22 protein-coding genes are annotated in these 23,839 nt (G+C 39.7%); 15 read left to right on the top strand and 7 right to left on the bottom strand.

Features of this window, described 5'->3' with window-relative positions; all coding sequences use genetic code 11:
• Positions 1 to 26 precede the first annotated feature (26 nt).
• Together SanaruYs_RS02005 and SanaruYs_RS02000 are read left to right on the top strand one after the other, a co-directional pair.
• On the top strand, positions 27 to 923 hold the full coding sequence (locus tag SanaruYs_RS02005; protein ID WP_218022345.1) for a bile acid:sodium symporter family protein: 897 nt from the start codon (positions 27 to 29) through the stop codon (positions 921 to 923).
• Positions 920 to 1,990: a 1-acyl-sn-glycerol-3-phosphate acyltransferase gene (locus tag SanaruYs_RS02000; protein ID WP_127120830.1), complete on the top strand. Its 1,071-nt coding sequence runs from the start codon at positions 920 to 922 to the stop codon at positions 1,988 to 1,990. The genes SanaruYs_RS02005 and SanaruYs_RS02000 overlap by 4 nt, the downstream gene beginning before the upstream one ends.
• A 2-nt stretch (positions 1,991 to 1,992) precedes the next feature.
• On the opposite strand, the gene SanaruYs_RS01995 is transcribed toward SanaruYs_RS02000, so the two are convergent.
• Positions 1,993 to 3,330, bottom strand: coding sequence for a saccharopine dehydrogenase family protein (locus SanaruYs_RS01995; RefSeq protein ID WP_127120829.1), 1,338 nt, complete (start codon positions 3,328 to 3,330; stop codon positions 1,993 to 1,995).
• A 90-nt stretch (positions 3,331 to 3,420) separates the two neighbouring features.
• Between SanaruYs_RS01995 and SanaruYs_RS01990 the strand changes: the two genes are divergently transcribed.
• The 12 genes from SanaruYs_RS01990 to SanaruYs_RS01935 all read left to right on the top strand — a co-directional run bounded on the left by SanaruYs_RS01990 (position 3,421) and on the right by SanaruYs_RS01935 (position 18,444).
• Positions 3,421 to 3,885 (top strand): cytidine deaminase, encoded by a 465-nt coding sequence (locus SanaruYs_RS01990; protein WP_127120828.1) that lies wholly within the window; start codon positions 3,421 to 3,423, stop codon positions 3,883 to 3,885.
• Positions 3,886 to 4,122: 237 nt separating this feature from the next.
• On the top strand, positions 4,123 to 6,366 hold the full coding sequence (locus SanaruYs_RS01985) for a GAF domain-containing protein (RefSeq protein ID WP_127120827.1): 2,244 nt from the start codon (positions 4,123 to 4,125) through the stop codon (positions 6,364 to 6,366).
• Positions 6,367 to 6,649: 283 nt separating this feature from the next.
• Positions 6,650 to 7,471: a CheR family methyltransferase gene (locus SanaruYs_RS01980; protein WP_127120826.1), complete on the top strand. Its 822-nt coding sequence runs from the start codon at positions 6,650 to 6,652 to the stop codon at positions 7,469 to 7,471.
• A gap of 15 nt (positions 7,472 to 7,486) precedes the next feature.
• On the top strand, positions 7,487 to 8,080 hold the full coding sequence (locus tag SanaruYs_RS01975) for a chemotaxis protein CheB (RefSeq protein ID WP_127120825.1): 594 nt from the start codon (positions 7,487 to 7,489) through the stop codon (positions 8,078 to 8,080).
• Positions 8,080 to 8,796, top strand: a complete 717-nt coding sequence (locus SanaruYs_RS01970; RefSeq protein ID WP_127120824.1) for a GAF domain-containing protein — start codon at positions 8,080 to 8,082, stop codon at positions 8,794 to 8,796. The genes SanaruYs_RS01975 and SanaruYs_RS01970 overlap by 1 nt, the downstream gene beginning before the upstream one ends.
• Positions 8,797 to 8,802: 6 nt before the next feature.
• Entirely contained in the window at positions 8,803 to 12,258 is a 3,456-nt protein-coding gene (locus SanaruYs_RS01965; protein ID WP_127120823.1) for a PAS domain S-box protein, read from the top strand.
• Between the two features lie 331 nt (positions 12,259 to 12,589).
• Positions 12,590 to 13,141, top strand: coding sequence for a SiaB family protein kinase (locus SanaruYs_RS01960; protein ID WP_127120822.1), 552 nt, complete (start codon positions 12,590 to 12,592; stop codon positions 13,139 to 13,141).
• A gap of 36 nt (positions 13,142 to 13,177) precedes the next feature.
• Entirely contained in the window at positions 13,178 to 13,540 is a 363-nt protein-coding gene (locus SanaruYs_RS01955) for a DUF1987 domain-containing protein (protein WP_127120821.1), read from the top strand.
• 89 nt (positions 13,541 to 13,629) lie between these two features.
• Positions 13,630 to 16,713, top strand: a complete 3,084-nt coding sequence (locus tag SanaruYs_RS01950) for an ATP-binding cassette domain-containing protein (protein ID WP_127120820.1) — start codon at positions 13,630 to 13,632, stop codon at positions 16,711 to 16,713.
• A 56-nt stretch (positions 16,714 to 16,769) separates the two neighbouring features.
• Entirely contained in the window at positions 16,770 to 17,672 is a 903-nt protein-coding gene (locus SanaruYs_RS01945; RefSeq protein WP_127120819.1) for a hypothetical protein, read from the top strand.
• Between the two features lie 19 nt (positions 17,673 to 17,691).
• The gene (locus tag SanaruYs_RS01940) at positions 17,692 to 18,117 is read left to right on the top strand and encodes a hypothetical protein (RefSeq protein ID WP_127120818.1); all 426 of its coding nucleotides are present in this window, start codon (positions 17,692 to 17,694) and stop codon (positions 18,115 to 18,117) included.
• On the top strand, positions 18,118 to 18,444 hold the full coding sequence (locus SanaruYs_RS01935) for an HTH domain-containing protein (RefSeq protein ID WP_127120817.1): 327 nt from the start codon (positions 18,118 to 18,120) through the stop codon (positions 18,442 to 18,444).
• 11 nt (positions 18,445 to 18,455) lie between these two features.
• On the opposite strand, the gene SanaruYs_RS20045 is transcribed toward SanaruYs_RS01935, so the two are convergent.
• Complete coding sequence (locus SanaruYs_RS20045) at positions 18,456 to 18,623, bottom strand: hypothetical protein (RefSeq protein ID WP_160118562.1); 168 nt, start codon at positions 18,621 to 18,623, stop codon at positions 18,456 to 18,458.
• Positions 18,624 to 18,696: 73 nt separating this feature from the next.
• On the opposite strand from SanaruYs_RS20045, the gene SanaruYs_RS01930 reads away from it, so the two are divergent.
• A complete protein-coding gene (locus tag SanaruYs_RS01930; RefSeq protein WP_127120816.1) occupies positions 18,697 to 19,350 on the top strand; it encodes an alpha/beta hydrolase in 654 nt (217 codons plus the stop codon).
• A 165-nt stretch (positions 19,351 to 19,515) separates the two neighbouring features.
• Here the strand turns inward: SanaruYs_RS01930 and SanaruYs_RS01925 are convergent, their stop codons facing one another.
• From SanaruYs_RS01925 to nhaC, 5 genes are all read right to left on the bottom strand, one after another.
• Complete coding sequence (locus tag SanaruYs_RS01925; RefSeq protein ID WP_127120815.1) at positions 19,516 to 20,271, bottom strand: SDR family NAD(P)-dependent oxidoreductase; 756 nt, start codon at positions 20,269 to 20,271, stop codon at positions 19,516 to 19,518.
• The gene (gene porT / locus SanaruYs_RS01920) at positions 20,271 to 20,963 is read right to left on the bottom strand and encodes a type IX secretion/gliding motility protein PorT/SprT (RefSeq protein WP_160118561.1); all 693 of its coding nucleotides are present in this window, start codon (positions 20,961 to 20,963) and stop codon (positions 20,271 to 20,273) included. The genes SanaruYs_RS01925 and porT overlap by 1 nt, the downstream gene beginning before the upstream one ends.
• Positions 20,964 to 21,045: 82 nt before the next feature.
• Complete coding sequence (gene ubiE / locus SanaruYs_RS01915) at positions 21,046 to 21,768, bottom strand: bifunctional demethylmenaquinone methyltransferase/2-methoxy-6-polyprenyl-1,4-benzoquinol methylase UbiE (protein ID WP_127120813.1); 723 nt, start codon at positions 21,766 to 21,768, stop codon at positions 21,046 to 21,048.
• Position 21,769: 1 nt separating this feature from the next.
• Positions 21,770 to 22,378: a 3'-5' exonuclease gene (locus tag SanaruYs_RS01910; protein WP_218022343.1), complete on the bottom strand. Its 609-nt coding sequence runs from the start codon at positions 22,376 to 22,378 to the stop codon at positions 21,770 to 21,772.
• On the bottom strand, positions 22,356 to 23,813 hold the full coding sequence (gene nhaC / locus SanaruYs_RS01905; protein ID WP_127120812.1) for a Na+/H+ antiporter NhaC: 1,458 nt from the start codon (positions 23,811 to 23,813) through the stop codon (positions 22,356 to 22,358). Before nhaC ends, SanaruYs_RS01910 begins: the two co-directional genes overlap by 23 nt.
• Positions 23,814 to 23,839 lie beyond the last annotated feature (26 nt).

The raw sequence follows: 23,839 nt of genomic DNA, 5'->3' as shown, positions 1-23,839 counted from the left end.
TTTTATCTTTCAAACAAATTAAGCGAGTGGAACCACAACTGCACTTCTCTCCTTCTTCCCTGTTTGCGCTAAATCTGTGCTTGGCTTTTATTATGTTTGGGGTTGCCCTGGAAATAAAGCCCGCTCATTTCTTTCAATTGCGCAATAATAAAAAGGCACTCCTAACCGGATTCTTGTCTCAATACCTTTTGCTTCCACTTGGTACTATTGTTTTAATCTATCTCTTCGAGCCCGCACCTGGGTTGGCATTAGGAATGATTTTAGTTGCTGCTTGCCCAGGGGGCAATGCTTCAAACTTCTTTACATTGTTAGCAAAAGGAAATCTTGCCTTATCTGTAACTCTTACTGCCTTTTCATCACTCTTCGCATTTATACTTACTCCACTTAGCTTTTTTACCTGGGCTTCAATCTTTCCTGAATTAAGTATTCACATCAAATCATTTGAAATTAATTTTTTCGATTTGTTCTACAACATGATTGGTATTTTACTACTACCACTTTTAGCAGGCATGCTTTTCGCACATTATTTAAGCGAAACAACTTTAAAAATTGCAAAGACAGTAAGAATCTTATCTATAATTATGTTGATTGCCTTTATACTGGTGGCACTTTACAATAACCAAGAAGCCTTTACCAACCATATATTAACCGTATTCTGGATTGTTGTATTACACAATGCACTTGGATTAATGGGTGCTTACCTTTTTAGTTACCTGTTAAAAAATGACGAGGCTGTTAATAGAACAATTGCTATAGAAACCGGTATACAGAACTCAGGACTTGGTCTTGTACTGATCTTCACATTTTTTGATGGAAATGGCTCCATGGCATTAGTAGCTGCCTGGTGGGGCGTTTGGCATTTAATCAGTGGTTTTGTTTTTTCTTATTTAATCAGGCGTAAAGCGATCTTTCAATCTACATGAATCCTTCTTTTACCTATCGTTTCTTAAAATCGTATTGCAGCCTTGGTCTAAGATTTTATTATCAGCAGTGGCAGGTAAAGGGTAAAGAAAAAATACCAACTCAGGGGCCACTCATTTTTATAGCCAATCATCAAAATGCGTTTATTGATGCTATTCTCATGACTTGCTCTGGATCACGAAATCCATATTATTTAACCAGAGCTGGTGTTTTTAATAAACCATGGGCTGCCAAATTATTAAGCATTCTTCACCTTAAACCAATCTACCGCTTTCGCGATGGTTTTGGTACACTTAAAAACAACGACATCATTTTACAAGATTGTGTTGATCTGATGAAAAAGGATGAAGTAATTCTGCTTTTCCCTGAGGCCAATCACAATGAACCGTGGAGCATGCGTAATTTTCAAAAAGGCTTTGCGCGTTTAGCCCTAATGTTTAATAGCCAGCATCCTGATGTACCCTTGCGCATCGTTCCCTTCGGTATTCATTACACTGAACATCATGGTTTTAATGCGCGTGTACTTCTCAACATTGGTGATTCACTATCGGTTAATTCCATTATTGCAAAGGCAGAAACTGAAAGAGAGAAACTCGACTTGCTGGTTGAAGAGGCGTATAAAGCTATTAAATCACTTGCTTTAGATTTAAAACCTGAAAGTGAGTACCTCGAGCGAAAACAACATTTAATCAGTAACAGAGAATATCATTCAGATATGATCAAGCAGTTTGATGCCGACTGCAAAGTGGCAGCTCAATATCCTGAAAAATCGGATGTAAAGAAGCCTAATACCGTGCTTTCAATTCTACTTCTGCCAATACAACTCTATGTCTATCTATCGCATGGACTTCAGTATTGGTGGATAAAGGCTTTAATTAAAAATAAAATCAAAGACCCGCAGTTTATCAGTTCAGTAAAGTTTGCCCTGGGAGTTTTTACTACACCTGTTTATTATGGATTAATAAGTCTTCTTTTTTATCTGATAACAAAAGACAGCAAGCTGACATTTCTTTTCCTGGCATCGCTACCACTTAGCTTACTTACTTATACAAAACTGAAAAGAAACTAGTATTATTTTATCCTCCTCTCATCTTCATGCATACGAATACCTAAGCCATCAAGCTCTTCTAATATTGGTTCATACAACGATGGCATTATGGGCATACAAACACCACGTTCCGTAATTTTGCCCAACATCAAAAGTTTGGCGGCAATAGCCAGTGGCCATCCAACTGTTTTAGCCATAGCCGTAGATATTGAATCATCACCTTTAGCAACCAGTGAGGCTTGCACTTCATATAACTGATCACCTATTGAATAAATGAACCTGTGCCACATCACTATCATATCTTTATCCAGTGGTGATAAAGTCCAGCGCTTTGACAGAATGTGTTCAACCACCTGAGCTGGCGTCCCCTTCATCATCCCTATTTTTTCATCAGAAAAGAAACCAGACCATCGTAAACGTTTAATCTCCTCACCTTCTTTATCTAGTTTAAACTGTTGGCACAAACGATCTTCAACTGTACCTGAACCCGACCTAAGATATGTCTCAATAAAGGATTGGTGCGTCATTGCAGGTAGGTTCTCCAAAACATAGCCTTCATCACAACAGCCCAATTGAACTAATACATTCCATGCATCGCAATAGCCTTTGTTACGCAGGGTACCGCGTATCATGGTACGGATATCCTTTAATCCATAGGTATCAATATATTGCAACGAGTCTCTATTGGCGTAACCTTCATAGGCACCAAAGCCAGGCACTTCTATTGATGTAGTTCTTGTAAACAATTGCTGATAAGGTACGTACTTAAATTGTCCAGCTTCCAAAAACCTGGCTGTACCATGTCCAGCCATTACTACATTGCGTGCATTCCATGTAAATTTATATCGCCATGGATTTTCAGGATCAGTCTCAGGTGCAATCAAGCCACCAGTATACGATTCAAATGAAATAAGCTTGCCCTTCTTATCGTGAATCTTATCAATAATCAGCATAGCACTCATGTGATCGATGCCGGGATCAAGACCACATTCATTGAGGAATAACAAATTCTTCTTTACTGCCTCTTCATGCATTGCCTTCATTTCAGGCGAGATGTAACTGGCCGTCAGTAAATGCTTGTTCAATTCAAGGCATAGCATAGCCACCTTGAGATGTAAAAATGCTGGCAATAGTGAAATAACGCAATCGGCTTTAGCAATCCATGTGCTGCTCAAGGCTACGTCATCAATGGAGAAGAATATGCCTTCACCATTCTTATGTTCTCCAACCTTCTCTCTGGCCGCTTCAACTGATAAGTCCCCTACCACAATATGCCAATCATTAAGCTTTGCTTCTTTAAGCAAATAATCTATTAAACAGGAAGAAGAGCGACCGGCACCCAGTACAAGTATACATTTCATGAGCAGCAAATTACTGTAATTTTTTCTTGTTTCGAACGTCAAATACAACGTTGATATCCTTATACTTTTTTTGCTTAACTTACAGTCTTCATGAGTGATTTTAAATATTTTAAAAGCCTGGATGTTTTAGATCCTGAAACACAATACTTGGCACATCGCGCTACGGAATGGCTAGAACATGCCTATGCACCTTATTCAAACTTTCATGTATCTGCCGCTGTACTACTGGAAGATGGTAATGTAATACTGGGCACCAATCAGGAAAATGCAGCCTACCCTGCCGGATTATGTGCTGAGCGACTAGCAGTTTTTTCAGCTAATGCTCAACATCCTGATAAAAAAATAAAGAAGGTTGTTATTGTAGCCCGCAAGAAAGACCATAAAGAATTGACACCTGCAGCATCCTGCGGTGGCTGTCGCCAAGTCATGTTGGAAAGCGAGAAACGTCAGGCGACTCCTTTCGAAATTATTATGTTATCTCATGATCATGAATGGGTTGTGGCGCCTTCTGCTGCTTCATTGCTTCCTTTTGCTTTCAGCAAGGTTAATTTATAAACCAGGCTTACAGGCATTAAAAAAATACAATCATTCGCTTTGAATGTAAATCCTAAAGCTGAAAGAGACAGTCGTTCTATAAGCGAAGCTCAGAAGAACTATAAGTAATAAAACCCAGGGATTCTTGCCATTTAAAACTTTATGGAACTGCCCGTAACCAAGTAAATATTTTATTCAAAAATCCATCGGCTTATTAAGTTGATTTTAGATATATTCGGCTTTCAATAAGCTGTTTATATGGGGCGCGATTTTATTACCTGGATAAAAAAGAATTCTTCGGAAGTACTCCTAGGTGCAAGCATTATCTTAGTGTTAATACTCACCATACTGGCAGCTACTATTGCTGCATACATCATTGGTCCAGTCATTATGGCTTTTCTTGTATTGTTTCTCATCCAAATCAGAAAGACTGAGAAACTCAAGGTATTGCAATTGAAAGCGCTCGACAATAGCAATCGCGAACAGTTGCTCAATAACGGAAAACCATTTAATTCTGATAATGTTGTGTCCGACATTACAGATAACCTTCGCTATGCAACGGAATTTGTAAGAGAAATTGGCAAGGGTAATTTCAATGCCCGTCTGGAGGGTATCACTGATGAAACTTTCGATCTGAATAAAGAAAACCTGGCTGGCGAACTCGTAAGCATGAAGGTTCAAATGAAAGCCAGTGCCGAGGAAGAGAAAAAGCGTGTTTGGGCAACCGAAGGTCTTGCAAATTTCGGTGAGTTATTGCGTACTGCCAACCACGACATGACCAAACTATCTGAAGAAGTTATTATCTTCGTTGTTAAATATTTAAAAGCGAATCAAGGTGGTGTTTTCATCTTAAATGATGAAGACGAAAACAATAAATTTCTCGAACTTAAAGCCTCTTATGCCTTTGAAAGAAAGAAATACCTGACACGTAAAATTGCCATTGGCGAAGGTTTGGTAGGTCAGGCATATCTTGAAAAAGCAACCATACATCTCAAGAAAATTCCTAAAAATTACATCACCATTACCTCAGGATTAGGAGGAGCAAACCCGCACACACTGATACTTGTTCCCCTAAAAATTGAACAAGAAGTAGTGGGTGTTCTTGAGGTTGCATCATTCAGGGATTTTGAACAACATGAAATCGTCTTTTGTGAAAAAATTGGCGAGAGCATTGCTTCTACTTTCTCTGCCGTTAAGGTTAACGAGCGCACGCGTATCTTACTAGACCAGTCACAGCAACAAGCTGAGGAAATGCGCGCACAGGAAGAGGAGATGCGCCAGAACATGGAAGAGTTACAGGCCACGCAAGAAAGTATGGAACGTGTGGCCAAAGAATCGCAAGACAAAGAAGCTTACCTGCGTAGCATTCTTGATGCAGCTAAAGATGCCATGATGACCATAGACCGCAATTATAAGGTAGCGGTAATCAACAAATTCATTTACCAGAGTTTTAAAGTACAGGGTATTGAGTTGAAAGAAGGCATGGATGTCTTTTCGTTTACCAAAGGAGATCGTGCCGCAGTTAAAGATAGATACGATCGTGTATTCCATGGCGAAACAATTGTTTTCAATGAAGAGTACTTCGGTAAACATTATGAAATTACCACCACACCCGTTTACAATCAGGAAAATGAAATAATGGGTGCTTGTGTGTTCACAAAAGACATTACTAATGATGTGTTGTTGAAAAACAAAAGTGAAGAACTACTCAAGTTGGAATCCCGCAAAGCTGAGGAAATCCTGGCTAATCGTAAACTACTGCTTGACCTAACACGCAACGAACATGTTCAGAATGGAGATTTGAGTTTGGCACTTGAAGCAGTGACCAAATCACTTACACAAAGATTTGGTATAACACGATCAGCCGTTTGGGCTTACCATAGTGAAACAAAAAGCATAGAGCTTGTAAAACTCTATGAACAGGAAAAGAATAGTTTCACTGCCGGCATGACGCTTTATAAAAAAGATTTACCCCGTTACTTCGAGTCAATTGAAACAGAAGAAGTAATCGTTGCCCAAGATGCATTTAACCATGAAGCCATTGCCGAATTTAAAACCGGATATCTCGATGTACTTAATATTAAATCAATGCTGGATGTTCCATTTTTTATAAACGGAAAGGTTGGAGGCGTTATTTGCTGCGAGCATCAGGGCATTCAAAAGCCATGGTCACCCGAGGAAGTTGATTTTGCAAAATCTGTAGCGGATATTATAACCATTGCCTATAAGTCTGCGGGTATGAAAGAGATGCTGATTGAGGCGGAAAGAAAATCAGAGGCACTTAAAGAGCAAGAGCAGAGCCTCCGACAAAATATGCAACGTCTATCTGCCATGCAGGATGAAATGCAGCAAAAAGAAGTAGGCTACCAGCAAACGATTGCCTCCCTTGAAAAACCAGGGGCAAAATCTGCAACAAGCAAAGGTCTTGAATCGGTTGAGCATGACCTTCGTATACAGCTGGAAGCCTTACGAATGACTCAGGAGAGTCTAAAAAACAAATAATCAGGTAGTTACGCTTTTAATAGTCATTATGTTGATAACACAAGTATTCTTCTTATCAGCATTTTGCTTATAATTGCCTTTGTACTTTTGTCATAACTACAGACTCCCCATCTTATGCTTTGACTAACATTGAAAACTAAAACTCATTTTTAATTATAAAATCGTTAGCGATTTACATCAAATAACTATCTTGTTTTCCCATTTATGTGGGTTAGTGGCTTGTATCGATAATGTGTTGGCAAGGCACTAAAACATTGACTTAAACCGAGCTAAACCGTTCTCTATGCAGGACATTGACATTGCAGACCTCAAGCGGATAACGGAAGTAATTTTCCAAAAATACCGATACGACTTTCGCAACTACGCGATGTCATCATTCAAGCGCAGGGTCTTGCGCATTCTGGAACTTAAAAAACTGAACGTTGATGGACTTATCAAAAAGCTAACTGATAATCCGGGGTTTATCTACGAATTTCTGGACGAACTCACCGTTAACGTAACAGAAATGTTTCGAGACCCGGGCTTCTGGCGCATTCTACGCGAGGAAATTATCCCCGGTATTATGCTAAATCATAAGCAGTTTAAAATCTGGCATGCCGGCTGTTCCTCTGGAGAAGAAGTTGTTTCCATGGCTATTCTTTTAAAAGAAATGGGGATACACCAGGATGTTACCATCATAGCCAGCGACTTAGATACTAACATTATTGAACGTGCCAAAGCGGCAACTTACTCATTGAAGAGTATGGAACTGAATGAGAAAAACTACATACGCTTTCAAGGCACAAAAAGCTTAAAAGATTATTATAAAGAGGAAAATGGCAATGCAGCGTTCGATAAAAACCTGCTTATGAATGTTTCCTTCAGAAAACATGACCTGGTAATGGGCGAAGTTTTCAACAAATTCGACCTCATCCTTTGCCGCAATGTCATGATTTACTTCAATCAAACCCTCCAAAATGAGGTGCTGAAGAAGTTCCACGAAAGCTTGTTCAGGTATGGATACCTGGCCATCGGCTCCAAAGAATCATTGATTTGGTGCGATTATGCAAGCCGCTTTATTGTGGTAAATAATGAAGAGAAGGTTTATAAAAAGATAAAAGACTAAGCGAAGTTGTCAGCGATGAACAAATTCAATTTAGATAACAGCTATAAGGCGGTTGTAATTGGAGGTTCAGCAGGCAGCTTTCAGGGGATGATAAAAATCCTCTCGCAGTTGCCGAAGAATTTTCCATTACCAATCATAATGGCTTTACACAGGCTAAAGCATGTTCGCCATGGCTTCGTGGAAGCTTTGTCGTTAAAAAGCGTGTCGCCCGTAACGGAACCTTATGATAAAGAATCGATTAAAAAGGGCGGTATCTACCTGGCACCGGCTAACTACCATATGTCAGTAGAATTGGGGAATTACTTTGCCATGTCAACTGAGGAAATGGTGAACAACTCCCGCCCGGCAATAGACATTACCCTGGGCACTTGTGCTTATGTGTATAAAGATAAGCTGATAGGTATTTTATTGTCAGGTGCTAATAAAGATGGTGCCTTAGGTATGAAGCATATTAGTGAGCGGGGTGGATTAACTATTGTTCAGGAGCCTAGCGAATGCATGATTGATACTATGCCAAAAGCTGCCTTAGCTGTAACAAAAATTGATCATGTCCTAAAGGTTGACCAAATTGTGGAGTTTTTTAAAGAGTTAGACAAGCAATACAAATAATGATGAAAGCAATTGATCCTCACCGTATAAGCCTTCTCCTTGCCGTACTCTTTGTTTTAGGACTAGGAGCAACTGCTTATTCGGTTTATTCCCTTCAAACAGAAAATACAGGGCAGGTTTGGTTTTTTATGGGCCTGAGCGCACTCCTTGGTGGTGCTTCATTAATCATTGCGCTTCGAAACAAAAAGGAAATATTGGTTTTCAAAGAAAAGTCGAACAGCAATAACAGCGATAATACTCAGTCGTCTAATACAGAAGATGGTAATATCGACCTGACAGAAATTAAACAAATTGCACAGAAAGGTGGAAAGGATGCTACATTACAGGCATTGAAAACCATTTGCAGGCAACTTGAATCAGGGCAAGGAGCACTTTACACTTTAAAGGAAGAAGATGACAAAAGGTGGATTGAGTTATCAGGTGGTTATGCACTCACCATTGGTGAAAATACAAGTGTAAAGTTCGATCTAGGCGAAGGTCTTATTGGTCAGTCAGCTGTTGTAGGTAAAACCTTGTATATAGATGAAGTCCCTGAGGGCTACATGAAAATAGCATCGGGACTAGGCATGGCCTCTCCACGTTATTTGTTAATTGCACCATTGAAGAAAGATGAAAAAGTTGTTGGTGTTTGGGAGCTATCCAGCTTTAAGCCACTCACCGAGAATCAAAGAAAATTTGTAGAAGATGCTGCTAACCTTTTAAGCGCAAACGGGTAAGATATTATGCTGAAGAATATAAAAATAAGTACGAAGATCAGTCTGCTAGTATTACTGCTTACAGGACTTGCCATAGTGGCTATTAGTTTCTTCACTCAGGATTATAATAAGAAAAATATTTACGAAAAGTATGCTGCAACACTGGGTGCACTGGCCGAAACAAAATCGGATTATGTAGATCAACAAGCAGAACGCATTAAACAAGCACTTGTCATTCTTCAAAACTCCGATGTGCTTAAAAATCAGAATTCTCCTGCCCCAGAAGAAGGTGGTATGGACCTGATGGATATGTTTGGTGGTGGAGATGAAGCTGCTGACGAAAGTGAAAGCGATAGTCTGGCAGGTGCTGACCCTGTAATTTCATTTTTACAGACTCAGAAAGAGCTCTTTGGCTTTGAATCCATAATGATAATTACACCGAAAGGAAGTATTATAAAATCAACAGAAGGTGAAGCTGGTAACTTCACTGACCCTGATGGAGCTACATTCGACAAGGGTAGAATGGGATTTTATTTTAGCGCTGTTTATAAGGAAGCAAAGGATTACTTCGGTTTTGCAACTGCCCCTATTGAGATCGGTGGAGAAACGCAACTGATTGTTATCCGCTACTCCTTAAACGACCTGAATGCTTACCTGACAAATTATACAGGTCTGGGGAAAACCGGTGAAACCATTTTACTTCGCCAAGACCCCATACTTAAAACCTTCACCATTATTACCCCTACTCGCCTTGATCCTAATGGCCCAATACGCGTAGTCGAAAATAAAGAATTGGTTGAAACACTTCAGACTGAAGACAAGGCAAAAGAAAAGTTGCATCAGGCAAAAGATACAAGAGGCGAAGAAGTTTATCGTATCCTGAAAAAAATTGACAATACCGGTTGGGTACTATTAACTAAGATTTCAAAAGCCGAAGCTGATTCCATAGATGGAAGTCTAACACGCGTTTTTATGTATGCTGGCATTTGCATCATGACACTTGCACTCTTGCTTACCATGACATTATCCCGTGCTCTAACACGCCCCCTACTAGATGTACGCAACACACTTAATCTTGTAGCACAAGGTGTTCTACCCGAAACCACTGAAGAACATAGCAAAGATGAGTTTGGCCAAATGGCCTACAAAGTAGACGAACTGGTAGTAACACTTAAAAACAATGCCCAGTTTGCTCAGCGCATCGGAGAAGGTAAATACGATTCGCATTTTACACCAGCCAGCGAAAACGATTTGCTGGGTATGTCGCTGATTAATATGCGCCAGAATCTGGTAGAAAATGAAAAGCGCGATAACGAAAGAAACTGGATCGTGCGTGGTGTGGCTGGTATCAGTGAGGTGTTACGTATGCACGATAGCATTGAAGGCATGGGCGATGATGTTATCAAGTTTATCCTTGATAAAATTGAAGCCATTCAAGGTGCTTTCTATGTGGTGAACGATGATGATGAAGCACAAAAGCTAATTGAAATGCGCGCCAGCTATGCCTATGGCCGTAAAAAATACCTGAAACGTTCTTTCCGCTTTGCGGAAGGCTTAGTAGGACAAGCAGTAGCAGAAAAAGACACCATTGTAAGAACCGAAATTCCTGATGAATATGTAACACTAACTTCAGGCTTGTTAGGTGACCAGCGCCCAACAGCTTTACTCATTGTACCACTAATTACCAATGAAGAAGTATATGGTGTGCTGGAATTTGCAGGCTTCAAAAAATTCACGCCATCTCAGATCAACTTTGTAAAAGAATTAAGTTTGATTTTGGCGCGAACCATCTTTAATATTAAAGTAAACGAACGTACTCGCAACTTACTGGAAGAGTCTCAAAAAATGAGTAACGAACTTCAGGAGAAAGGCGAAGTATTGCGTCAGAACGCTGAAGAGATGCAGGCTACCTCCGAAGAGTTGGAGCGCTCTAACAAAAAGCTGGAAGAGCAAATTGAAGAGGTAAATCGTACGCAAAAACGAATGCAGTTATTGCTCGAAAATGCTTCTGAGGTTATTACCATCTATGAAGATGATGAATCGATCCGTTACATCTCTCCTTCTGTTGAAACCATTCTGGGCTACGAACAAAAAGAGTTAATCGGCCACAGCGATATCGAAAATGTAAAAGCTGAATATCATGAAGTAATGAAGGGCTTCTTCCAAAAACTTAGAGAACATCCTGAGGAAAGAGCTTCCGTTCAATACGAATACAAAACTAAGAGTGGTGAATTTATCTGGATAGAAACTACTGGTACGAACGCCATGTCGAATCCGGCCATTCACGGTTTCATCCTTAACTCACGCGACATTACTGAACGTAGAAGAGCTGAACAGGAAACACGTATGCGTTCTAAAATGCAGGCGCTATCCGAAAACTCTCCCGACCTTATTACACGTCTGGAGAACGAAGCCATCTCCTACATCAACCCGGTTATAGAATCTTATACAGGTCAGAAGCCTTCATTGTTCCTCAATAGAAAAATGCAGGAAACAGATATCGACAAAGCGATTATCGATGGTTGGTTAAGGGTATTGGAGGAAGTAAACACGACTAACAAAACAGTAGCTACTGAAATGGACTTCCCTTCAGAACTCGGTCAACGCGTTATGCAGGTAAACGCCATCCCCGAATTTGATGAGAATAGTAAATTAGAATCGGTGCTTGTTGTATCGCATGATATTACAGAGCGTAAGATGATCGAACTTGAAATCCAGAACAAAAACAAGAAGATCACAGAAAGTATTAACTACGCTAAACGTATCCAGACTGCTATCTTACCAAATAACCGAGTAATCAATAAGACCCTACCCGACTCCTTTATCTTATATAAGCCAAGAGATGTAGTAAGTGGTGACTTCCCTTGGTACATGCAGGTAAAAGAAGACATTTATATTGCAGCCGTTGACTGTACAGGTCATGGAGTACCAGGTGCCTTGCTTTCATTGATTGGTTATTTCTTACTAAATGATATTGTGCGAAGCCGGAAAATTACCGAACCAGGTATTATTCTGGATTTATTAGATGAGGGTGTCACTAAAACCCTTCGTCAAGATGAAGACTCCACTACCAAAGATGGTATGGACATCGCATTGTGTAAGATTAATATGGATACCCGTGAAGTTGAATATGCCGGTGCACACCGTCCGCTTTATGCCATGAAGAATGGTGTAATGGAGGAGGTAAAAGGTAACAAGTTCCCGATAGGTGGTGGTATTTATAAAAACCAAACCAACTTTACGAATACCAAGCTTACACTGGGCAAAGGCGATTCCATTTACTTTAGCTCTGATGGATTCCCTGATCAGTTTGGCGGACCGGAAGGGCGCAAGTTTGGTCCTAAAAAAGTAAGGGAGGTTATAGAACGGGTACACAAGTTGCCTATGCCTGATGCCCATACTATATTTGATGAAGAGTGGGAGAACTGGAGAGGCGAGCAAAAACAAACAGATGACGTACTCTTGATTGGTATTAAATTTTAACACTACTGTCCGACTAAAATTGATAAACCCTATTTAACCATTTGATTTTCTTGATTCTGTTATTTCTCTCCTTTGGAGAGAGGTAGAAGTGAGGCCAATCAGAGAAGTATCAAGAAAATCAAGTGGTTATAAACCAGTTTATTTTTAGTCGAACAATACTAAAATTTTAAATAGAATAGGTCTACAGCAGGTTGATTAAAAACTTTTGATCACCTACTTAAGCCAAACTTAGAAAAGTTTAGAAAATAATGCAGATTTGAGCCCGAAAGGGCACTGAAATAGTAAAACTTAGTTAACTTTATCTCATTCCCACTTAACCCACAATGGGCCAATGAACTACATCTACGACTTGCACAACGCCATGATGGCGCAGAACCTGATTATCGTTTACCAGGGGGAATTCACCCAGGAAACCACAAAGTCAATTCTTGCAATGGCTGAACGCAACCTTGATTCCTCGGGAGAAGAATCAGGTATTAAAAGGAAGGTATTCAACGTAATGGTTGAGTCGCTACAAAACATTGTTAAGCACAGTAGCGAAGCCAATGCCGCGGCCGGAAACCTGACAAGCCAAAGCGCTATTTTTATGATCGGTAAACAGGCCGATCGCTACTCTATCATGACTGGGAACCCAATTAAAAAATCGGTCACCGCTGATCTGAAGCGCAAGCTAGATGAATTGAACCAGCTGGATAAAGAAGGTCTAAAGGAGATGTATAAAGAGATCATCAAGAACACTCAAATCTCTGAAAAAGGTGGTGCAGGACTTGGCTTTGTTGACATGGCACGTAAGTCAGGCGAGAAATTAGAATTTGATTTCCCTGAAATGAATGCCGAATATAATTTCTTCTGCTTAAAGGTTAACGTACCGCGCGAAGCCTAATCAAAAAAATGTTGAACTCTATAAACTGTACATACAATGGAAATTCTTAATCTCGAAGGATCAGAAGATACACCAAAAATAATGCTCGATAAAAAGAATGGTATTTTCGAGATCTCAGGCCGTTCGTTGCCAGAAGATTCTGCTGAATTTTATCGTCCTGTTATTGATTGGATCACCAGCTACGGTAAAGATCCCAACCCATCAACCGAGTTTACACTAAAACTGGAATATTTCAATACTGCATCTTCTAAACTTATTCTTGATGTACTCTCTGCATTAGAGGATATTAAAGGAATGAAAATCGTGTGGTATTTCCATGAAGACGATGAGGATATGGAAGAAGCCGGACAGGAATTCTCTGAATTGGTTGAGATCCCTTTTGAATTCAAAACCTACTAATAATTCAAGATTCAACATTCACAATTCAAGATTGAGGGTTCATTGGTAAATTTTGAATCTCTAATCTTGAATTTTTTAATTTATAGAGGATGAGTGAGGAAATACTCAAGGCGTTAACCCAGCTTTTTGCCATTATTACCAAACAAGATGGTGGGGTTACAGAGCGCGAGCGACAATATGTAATTAACTTCTTCCAGACTGAATTAGATCAGGATACAGTGAAGGAATACCTAGCACTGTACGATGAGTTTGTGGGCTATGGAAAAACCGAAGAAGAGGATGGTAAAAAGAAACTAACTTCCGTTAAGGACTCTGTTCGCACACTTGGTATTTGTAAGAAGATCAATAAAACGCTTACCCAAAAGCAAAAAGTAGTTGTATTAACCAAGCTTTTGGAACTGGTAAGTGTGGATAAAAACTTCTCCCCCCAACGCAAAGAAATTATCAATACGGTATCTACTGTATTTAACATTGTAGAAACTGAGTACAACCTCATAGAAAGTTTTATTACCGGTGCCGACAAGCAAGCCTTACAATTTACCGATATACTTGTTGTAGAAGAAGGTGACAAAGATCCTAATGCTGTTTACCATCACTTGCACGGACATGTAGAAGGTCTTCTGTTTTTTATGCGTGTGCAAAGTGTTGATATGTTCTTTGTCCGGTACCTTGGCCCGGAAATAAACATGCTCAATGGCTTCCCCATGAGCATGGGCAGACTCTATCTATTCTCGCCTGGCAGCACCATCAAAACACAGGCTGGTAACGCTATCTACTATAGCGATACCGTTGCCAACTTTAATGAAGAACTTAAAACTGCGAGACTTTCTTTCAATGCACGTATTGACGAGTTGCAGTTTCCTAACGGAGCCATTGGTCTACGTAATGTAATGATTGCCGAAGGGCCTGGTAAACTCATTGGTATAATGGGCGCCAGTGGTGCAGGTAAAACAACCTTGTTAAATGTTTTAGCTGGTTTGGTTAAACCAACCAAAGGCGAAATCATTATTAACGGCTTCAATATTTTTGAAGAGAAAGATAAGATTCAAGGTGTTATCGGTTATGTAGCACAAGATGATTTACTCATTGAAGAATTAACAGTTTACGAAAACCTTTACTACAACGCTAAACTTTGCTTCGCAAACTTTACCGAAGAGCAATTGCATCAGCGTGTGATGGAGGTATTGGAAAACCTGGGCCTCGATCAGCGTAAAGATTTAAAAGTGGGTAATCCCCTGGAGAAAACTATCTCAGGTGGTCAGCGTAAGCGTCTTAATATCGCCCTTGAATTGATTCGCGAACCGGCAGTACTATTCCTCGATGAACCTACTTCAGGTTTATCGTCACGTGACTCTGAAAACGTAATCGACTTACTTAAAGAACTTTCCTTAAAGGGAAAACTGATCTACGTTGTTATTCACCAACCATCGTCAGACATCTATAAAATGTTTGATAAGATGATCATTATGGACACGGGTGGCTACCCTGCCTATTATGGCCCTCCAGTTGAAGCAGTTACTTATTTTAAAAAATCAACCCATCAGGTAGACAGCAACCGTGGTCAATGTGAGACTTGTGGTAATGTAAACCCTGAACAAATTTTCAATATTATTGAGGCAAAGGTTGTTGATGAATACGGTCAGCCAACTAATAAGCGAAAAGTAAGTCCACCACAGTGGTACGATTTATACGCTGAGCGTTTCAAGATTAGCCGTGTTGAAGACATCAAAGAAGCACCTGCTCAATCGCTATTCCTACCAAGTAAATGGAAGCAGACTTTAATTTTTACTACTCGCGATACGCTTGCTAAACTCAGCAATAAGCAATACCTACTCATTAACTTACTGGAAGCGCCTTTATTAGCCGCTATTCTTGCTTTTATTATAAAGTATAGAAGTGCACCTGGTGGAAGAGAGTATATGTTCCGCTTTAATGACAACTTCCCGGCATTTATGCTGATGTCAATTATCGTAGCGCTTTTCATGGGATTAACCGTGAGTGCTGAGGAAATCATCAGAGACAGGAAAATTCTTAAACGTGAATCATTCCTGAACTTAAGCTGGAATAGTTATCTGCAATCAAAAATCATTATTCTATTTTCACTTTCTGCATTACAAACGCTAACTTTTGTATTGATCGGCAACCTGATTTTAGAAATAGAGTGGGCTATGCTCCTCCCCTTTTGGTTTGTGCTTTTCACAACATCTTGTTTTGCTAATATTTTAGGGCTTAATATTTCTTCAGCCTTCAACTCAGCTGTAACGGTCTATGTAATGATTCCCCTCCTACTCATTCCTCAAATGATTCTGAGTGGTTTATTATTTAGTTTTGATAAGCTTAACAATATTATTAGTACAAAGGGTAAAGTACCAGTTATTGCTGATATGATGGCTTCCCGATGGGCATACGAAGCCCTGGCTGTTTATCAATTTAAGAATAACAGCTATGAAGCGCCTTATTATTCACTGGAAAAGGAAGAGGCACAAGCCGATTTTAAAACTGCTTTTCTGGTAGAAGAACTCAAGAAAAGAAATCGTTATGCTAATGATCACTTCGAAAGTAAAAATGATTCTATATTAAGCATTGTTGATAAAGAACTGCAGATACTAAAAGAGGAAATTAAGCACGAGCCCTTTAAAAACGGTTTGGAACAAATCGACCTGGACAAAGCTTTAACAGCAAAGGGATACTCAACAGCAACCTATAAAAGTATCGAGACCTATTTGGCTGATTACAAAGAGCTGTATCAAAAAACGTATAACCAGAAAATTGCCTTGCGCGAACGTATGATTGCCTATTTCGAGAGCAACAAGGAAATGGACTATAACCTTAACGACTTCAAGAATAGGTATTACAATGAAAGCCTGGCTGATCTGGTAATGAATATCTCAGTAAAGGATCGCATCATAGAATATGATGGCCAACTTATCCAGCAGATTAACCCTGTCTTCATGGATCCTAAAACCAAAGGTCCGTTGGATTACAGGGCACAGTTTTTTGCTCCCTATAAAAACTTTCTGGGGGCGCAAATAGACACTTTCTGGTTTGATTTAATTGTCATCTGGTTAATGTCGTTGATCCTATATATTACCCTATATTTCGAGCTGCTCAAAAAGGGTTTGGATAAGGCCAGTAATCTAAATCTGAACATTAAACTACCTGGCAAGAAGTAAAAGAGCGTTTGGTTAGGAAGGGCGATTTTATAACTTTGTACAGTCAAATTTTCAATATGAGAATTGTAAAACTATCAATTGTAATACTAGCAGCTACTTTAGCTGCCTGCGGTGGGAAAAAACCTTCAGAGACTGAGTTTCTCGAAAGCCTTGATTCCGCTAAAGTTGAAGGACCATCCATTTCGGAAGAAGTAATAGGTGATATTCTTCAACAAATCCCTGCCCCTCTTGAAATTTCTGTTTTATTGAAGGAGTCAGGCCAAAAGTATAATGTATCATACTTAAATACCCCCGATAACCTTTCTAAGTACAATTCATCTTACAAGAAGGCTCTAAATTTGGGAATCTATGGTACGGACTTGGGTTACACCAACATCTATGAGCAAAATCAAGATGGCGTAAAGTACATGGCATCTATAAAGGATCTAGCCGATGGTTTAAACATTGGTCAGTTTTTTGATATTGAGACTATCGGAAGACTTGCGACCAATAGCAAAAACCTTGATTCTTTGCTTTTGATTACTACCCAAAACTTTAATAGCATAAACCACTATTTACAAACACAAAGTAGAGCCAACCTTAGCATTTTGCTTTTAGCAGGTGGTTGGTTGGAAGCAGTTCATATTGTATGCAATGTGGCTCAATCTAACCTTGCCAACACACAATTACAGGAAACTATTGGCGAACAAAAGGTAATTTTAGAGAATATTATGCTGCTCCTTTCTTTCTACAAAGACTCGGATCCTAATATGGCATCATTGTTGAATGACATGGAAGCAGTGAAAAAGGAGTACGAAAAAGTGAACATTACTTACACTTATAAGGAATCAACTTTTGAAGTTGTTGACGGTGTTATGATCATTAAAGATAACAGCACGACTACTATCGATATTACTCCCGAAAACATTGCTGGCATTGGCAGTGCCATAAAAGCGGTTAGAAATAAAATTATCAACTAAGCATACTTTCAATACCAATATGAAAAAGTTAATCGTTTTTACATTCCTTGTTTTGTTTGCCAGTTCAGCAACGGTAATCGGACAGTGTGATGCCGAAGGACTAAGCAACCAGTGCATTCCTAAATTAGCTGGGGGTTTCAATTTCTTAAAGAGCTATAAGATAGATGGCGTTGGCGGCACTAAAGACAAAGTAGAATATAGCTACGTATTTACAAAAGGCACACAATATCTTATTAACCTTTGTGCTAACGGTGCTAATAATGACGGTATTGTTGTAAGTCTTTATGACTCTAACAGAAATAAGGTTGCATCAAGCAAAGCCAATGGACAATTCTTTTCTTCTATTGCCTATCCATGCAATGCTACCGGTATCTATTACATCCAATACACTTTTGATGGTTCCGCTTCATACTGCGGTGGAAGTGCCTTAGGATTTAAAAGATAAATGGGACTTCTTAAATACCTAGATAGAATTGAAAGAATACATAAGTTGATAGAGAAAGAATCAACTGGAAGTGCTTCAGATTTTTCAAAGAAATTAGGTATATCAAGAAGTGTTCTAATGGAACATATTCGGGAAATGAGAGAGGAGCTTAACGCTCCTATTTCATTTTCTAGATTAAGAGAGACTTTTTATTATGAAAAGTCCTTTAGCCTAAAAATATTGATTAGCTCTGACCTAAAGAAAATCAAAGGAGGCAGTGGTAACATGGATTTTGAAAGTCTTTTAAGGCTAAAATTACAGGGCGAGGCTTATCTCCCTGTAACATAATCTGGCAGTAATTAGAAAATATGAACCAGACCGTGATCTACGGCATTTCCGTTGTTATCTATTGAGCACAAGTGCCAACCATCTGGGAATAGAGCAAAGTAATAGCTTGTTCCACCTTTTACTTTCCGAAGCGATTCTTGATCGATCTGAAATTTTTCAAAATTTTCCAGTGCCTTCATAATAAATTGTTTTAGTTAAAGATGATGTAATTAAGTATTCTTTAGTCTTGCACTATCGGACTAAAACATTTCTATGAAAAAAGTGATAAGATTTGATTTTACGGCTAGATATGAAGTTTCTGGTAGCATTGATGTCAATACAAAAAAAGTCTGGTTTGTCTTACACGGTTACGGTCAGTTAGCAGAATACTTTTTGAGAAAATTCAAAAGCCTTGAAGAAAAGGGCATCTACGTAATTGCGCCAGAGGGCCTCTCCCGCTTTTATATCGAAGATGTAACAAAACGAAGTCAGGGCGGCAGTCAGCGGGTTGGTGCTACCTGGATGACGCGCGAAAACCGCCTAGTTGATATTGAAAACTATTTGACTTATCTCAATACAATCTATCAGCAAGAAATTGCAGATCGAAAAGACCTTGACATCACGGTGCTTGGTTTTTCTCAAGGTGCTGCAACAGCTTCTCGTTGGGTGTTGGAGAATCAAATACAATTTAACCGACTACTCTTATGGGCAGGCATGTTCCCTGACGACATGGACTTTGCCAAAGGCCATGAAGTGTTGCTTAATAAGAAAATTCAGCTGGTATATGGAAAACAAGATCCTTTTCTGAACGATGAAAGACTTGTACACATGGAAACATTGACACAAAAACTGAACGTACCCGCTGAGGTAATTACTTTCGATGGTGGCCATGAGATTGATGACGCTACTCTAGAAAGACTCGTCTGAGGAATCATCTTTAACCTTATTAATTTAATTAGCTAAAATTGACAGTTGACAATGTACAATTGACAATAGTGGTTAACCTATTTTACACAAGCATAGATTGACAATTGTCCATTGACCATTGTCAATTATCCGCTGGGCTGAATTTATCTATTGAATTATGCTACCCTAGCTCCTCTTCACCATAGAAGCACTCCCCTGTGCTGTCGGGAAGATGGTGATATCCGCAAGCACCACATGAGCGGGTGCCTGTAGGGTGTATAAAATAACGTCTGCTATATCTACCGGTTTGAGTGGTTCGAAGCCTTTGTAAACCGTAGAGGCCTTTTCTTCATCCCCTTTAAATCGAACTACCGAAAACTCAGTTTCTACCATGCCCGGATGTATACCTGTTACCTTTATCCCGAAAGGGTTAAGATCCATACGCATGCCTTTGGTAAGTGCATCCACCGCAAATTTGCTAGCGCAATACACATTGCCATTCGGATATACTTCCTTACCAGCTATAGATCCTATATTAATGATATGTCCTTGTCTGCGATCTGTCATGCCGGGAATCACTTCTTTTGACACATACAACAAGCCTTTAACGTTGATATCAATCATGGCATCCCAATCAGCAATAACACCCGTTTGTATCGGATCAAGTCCATGTGCATTACCGGCATTATTGATCAACACATCAATGGCTTTCCAATCTGCAGGAAGATTTTGTAATCCTTTAGCAGTTGCTTGCTGATCGCGCACATCAAAACTTAAGGTATGTACTTCAGTAAGGTTCTTTAGTTCATCTGCAATCAACTGTAAGCGCTCAGCCCTACGACCACAAAGGATTAGTTTAAAATCGTTCTTAGCCAATAGCCTGGCCGTTGCAGCGCCTATGCCGGATGTAGCGCCTGTAATCAGTGCAATGCGTTTTGTCATTATTGAAAAACCAGGTAAACAGTAATAGTATTGGTATTGATTCTCGAAAGTGGTTGTCCGAAAGGGTTGTTAGGATCTTTTAACAAATTGTTAATACCTCTTGAAAAACGGATCTCAGGTGAAAACTTAAACAAGGGATAATAAAAATCGAAGCCTACCCCACCCTCGAGCGCCAGATTAAACTCGCGCACACTCAACCTACTGGTAATCGCATCTAGTTCTTTTTTACCGGAAGCCTCTATGCCTGGTTTCACTCCTCCAATCATATACATTCTAAAATTACCTCTTCTAATGGATTGATATTTTGCCAATATCGGTAGTTCAACCATTGTTGTTTCAATGACTTGTTCATTTGTGGGCTGCCCAGTGGTTCGTAAATAACGATAAGCTAACTGATGTTCATAGAAAGCCACCTGAGGTGTGATTCTTAGGTCTAAAAATTCAGCTACTTTATAATTAACTATAAAGCCCAAAACAAAACCCTGTTTCCACTCAGGATCAACAGAATAAACTGAATCAAAAGCAGGTGTTACAAAGGCATCTGAATATTTTATCTGATAAGCAGTTGTGTGCAACCCGATTAAAAAACCATAGGTTAACTTCTTACGCTGATCGTAATTTGGGTTGTTTTTATTCTCGTGTCTTTTGTTGGTATAGTATTGGGCTGTTGCCAACTGAATTGACAACAACACAATTAAAAACAAGACGACAAAAAATCTATAAAGCCTTGGTGAGGCCACTAAAAATATATCTGTCGAAAAAAACTGCCGCATCTTATTTTTTACCTGTATAAATTGAACTTATCCCAAATGTTAATGGCCTGTCTGTTGTCTCAGCAAATCCAACCTTGTTTAGAACGTTCAAAAAATCTTTTCCGTATGGAAAGGCATCAACTGATTCCGGCAAATAAGTATAGGCAGCACTATCTTTAGATAACCAACTGCCTACCCTTGGCAATACATTCTTAAAATAGAATCCATACAACTGTTTAAAAGGAAATGAACCCGGCTTTGAAAACTCCAAAACCACTACCCTGCCCTCAGGCTTCAATACCCTCCTTATTTCGGCTAATCCTTTTTCAAGGTTTTCAAAATTGCGTACACCAAATGCTACTGTAACTGCGTCAAAGGTATTGTCATCAAAAGGTAAGTTCTCAGAGTCGCCTGATTTCATCTCAATCTTATGACTGAACCCACGATCAACCATTTTTTTTCTACCCACATTGAGCATACCTTCAGATATATCAACACCGATAATCTTATCAGGGTTGAGATCCAACGCTTGTATAGCAAAGTCACCTGTTCCGGTGGCTACATCCAACATCATCTTAGGCTTAAAAGGCTTTAAAAAGTTGATGGCCTTTTTCCGCCAACCTTTATCTATGCCTAAACTTAAAAAATGGTTAAGAAAATCATAGCGATGACTAATGTTGTCAAACATCTTAGCCACTTGTTCCTTCTTACTTCCGCTCTCTTCTTTATAGGGTACTACCGCCATGTTATAATCGCTGTTCAATTTTTCTATACATCTGTAAACACACCCAGGCATCCGTTGCAGCATACTCTATTTGCTTTTCGGTAAGCGTTGGTGCCTCCCAATTGGAAGTTTGTGCACTCTTTGATATTCTAAAACCCAAAAGAAGGCCAGTTAGTTTTTTTACACTCTCAACTTCTACACCTACTTGTCTGGTAAGTTGGGTAAGCTCTACAAAACCACCGGGTGAAAAGGGTTGCAAGCGCTGTAAAGCATTTAAATCATCTCTTAATCCCACACCTACCTTTTGCACATTTGTATTCTCTAGAAAAGCTCTGAGTTCAGGAATAAAACCAGTTTGCTGTAAGCGAACCAGCCAGACCCTCTCCTCTGTGGCAAACTGTAAGAGTGCAACATTATATCGCTGTCCTTTTACAAAAGCAGGTCTGGTCTCTGTATCAAAACCCAAATGGATGGCTTTTTCCATCTCCTTTAGTGACCGCGTAAGTTTTACAGGATCTGTAATAACAGAAACGTGACCCTTAAACGCCTGAAGTGGTAAAGTCTGTATCTCTTCGTGCGTTATGGAATTGGTAAAAATATTGTCCTCGTTAAGCTTGTTTTGCCCCATCATCACTAAACCGTCTGATCTTAAAATTCAAATATGCCTGCAGCACCGTCATGAGCGGACTGATGTAACAAAAAATTGCGAAAGGCGCATAGGCCCACGTTGAAACTCCCAACACGCTTGATTGCGTAGCTCCACAGGTATTCCAAGGTATCAGCACAGAAGTAACAGTGCCTGAATCTTCCAGTGTTCTGCTCAACACCTCTGGTTTAAGTCCGCGCTTGCGGTAGGTCTCGGCAAACATTCTACCTGGCACAGCAATGGCCATGTATTGATCGGATGCGGTAAGGTTGAAGAATATACAAGTCGCAGCCGTAGATGCCACCAGCGAGCCAGTAGAGTGTGCAAACAGGATGATGCGTTCAGCGATAACACGTAACATACCACAAGATTCCATTACTCCTCCGAACATCATGGCGCAAATAATCAACCAGATAGTATTCATCATGCCATACATACCTTTTGATGAGAGTAAGCCTGAAATCATGGCATTGTCAGTTTGAATTGAGGTACTGATTGACATTGACTTCATTACTGCCAGAAAAGATGATTTAGCAAAATCTGTTGTGATCCCCGAAACCTGATTAACTATATGTGGTTGAAAAATTATAGCGAAAATACCGCCCAATAAAGAACCAACCAGTAGAGCAGGTAATGCAGGTACCTTCTTTATAATCATAAAAATAACGATGGCCGGAACTACAAAGAGTATGGGATTTAAATTAAAAGCTGAATCAATAGCCTTCAAAACAGCTTCCGTTTCTGTAGCTGTATTAGTTGTATCTAAAGTAAAACCCCATATAAAGAAAACTATCAAAGTAATTAACAGTGTAGGGAACGTGGTGTACATCATATACTTGATGTGCGTGAATAAATCTGTGCCAGCCATAGCGGGCGCTAGGTTGGTCGTGTCCGACAATGGCGACATTTTATCGCCAAAATAGGCCCCAGAAATAATGGCTCCCGCAACCAGGGGCTCAGAAATTCCAAGGGTTTTTCCAATGCCTAATAATGCAATACCCACTGTTGCTACTGTGCTCCACGAGCTACCGGTTGCTACCGAAACAATACAGCAAACAATGGTTGCTGCAAATAAGAAGATGGTTGGATTCAAAATTTTAAGACCGTAATAAATCATGGCTGGCACTATTCCGCTTAGTAACCATGTACCGGCCAAAGCGCCAATAACCATCAAAATAAGAATAGCTGCCATCGCGGAGCTTATGCTTTTAACAATGCTATGTTCAATTTCCGACCATTTATAACCAAGACTAATAGAGAATAAACCCGCAACACCCGCTGCAATTACCATGGCCACCTGATTGGGACCTCCCGTTGCATCAACTCCAAAAATGATCACATTAACCGCCAATAATAACACCAGAACAGCTATGGGGATGAGAGCCTGCCAAAGAGCAGGAACACGCTTGGTTTCAGTCATGAAAAAATAAGGTCAAATGAACAAAA

Origin of the sequence: Chryseotalea sanaruensis (genome assembly GCF_003990915.1) — a bacterium.
GTDB lineage: Bacteria > Bacteroidota > Bacteroidia > Cytophagales > Cyclobacteriaceae > Chryseotalea > Chryseotalea sanaruensis.
This window is presented reverse-complemented; position numbering and strand designations above follow the sequence as displayed.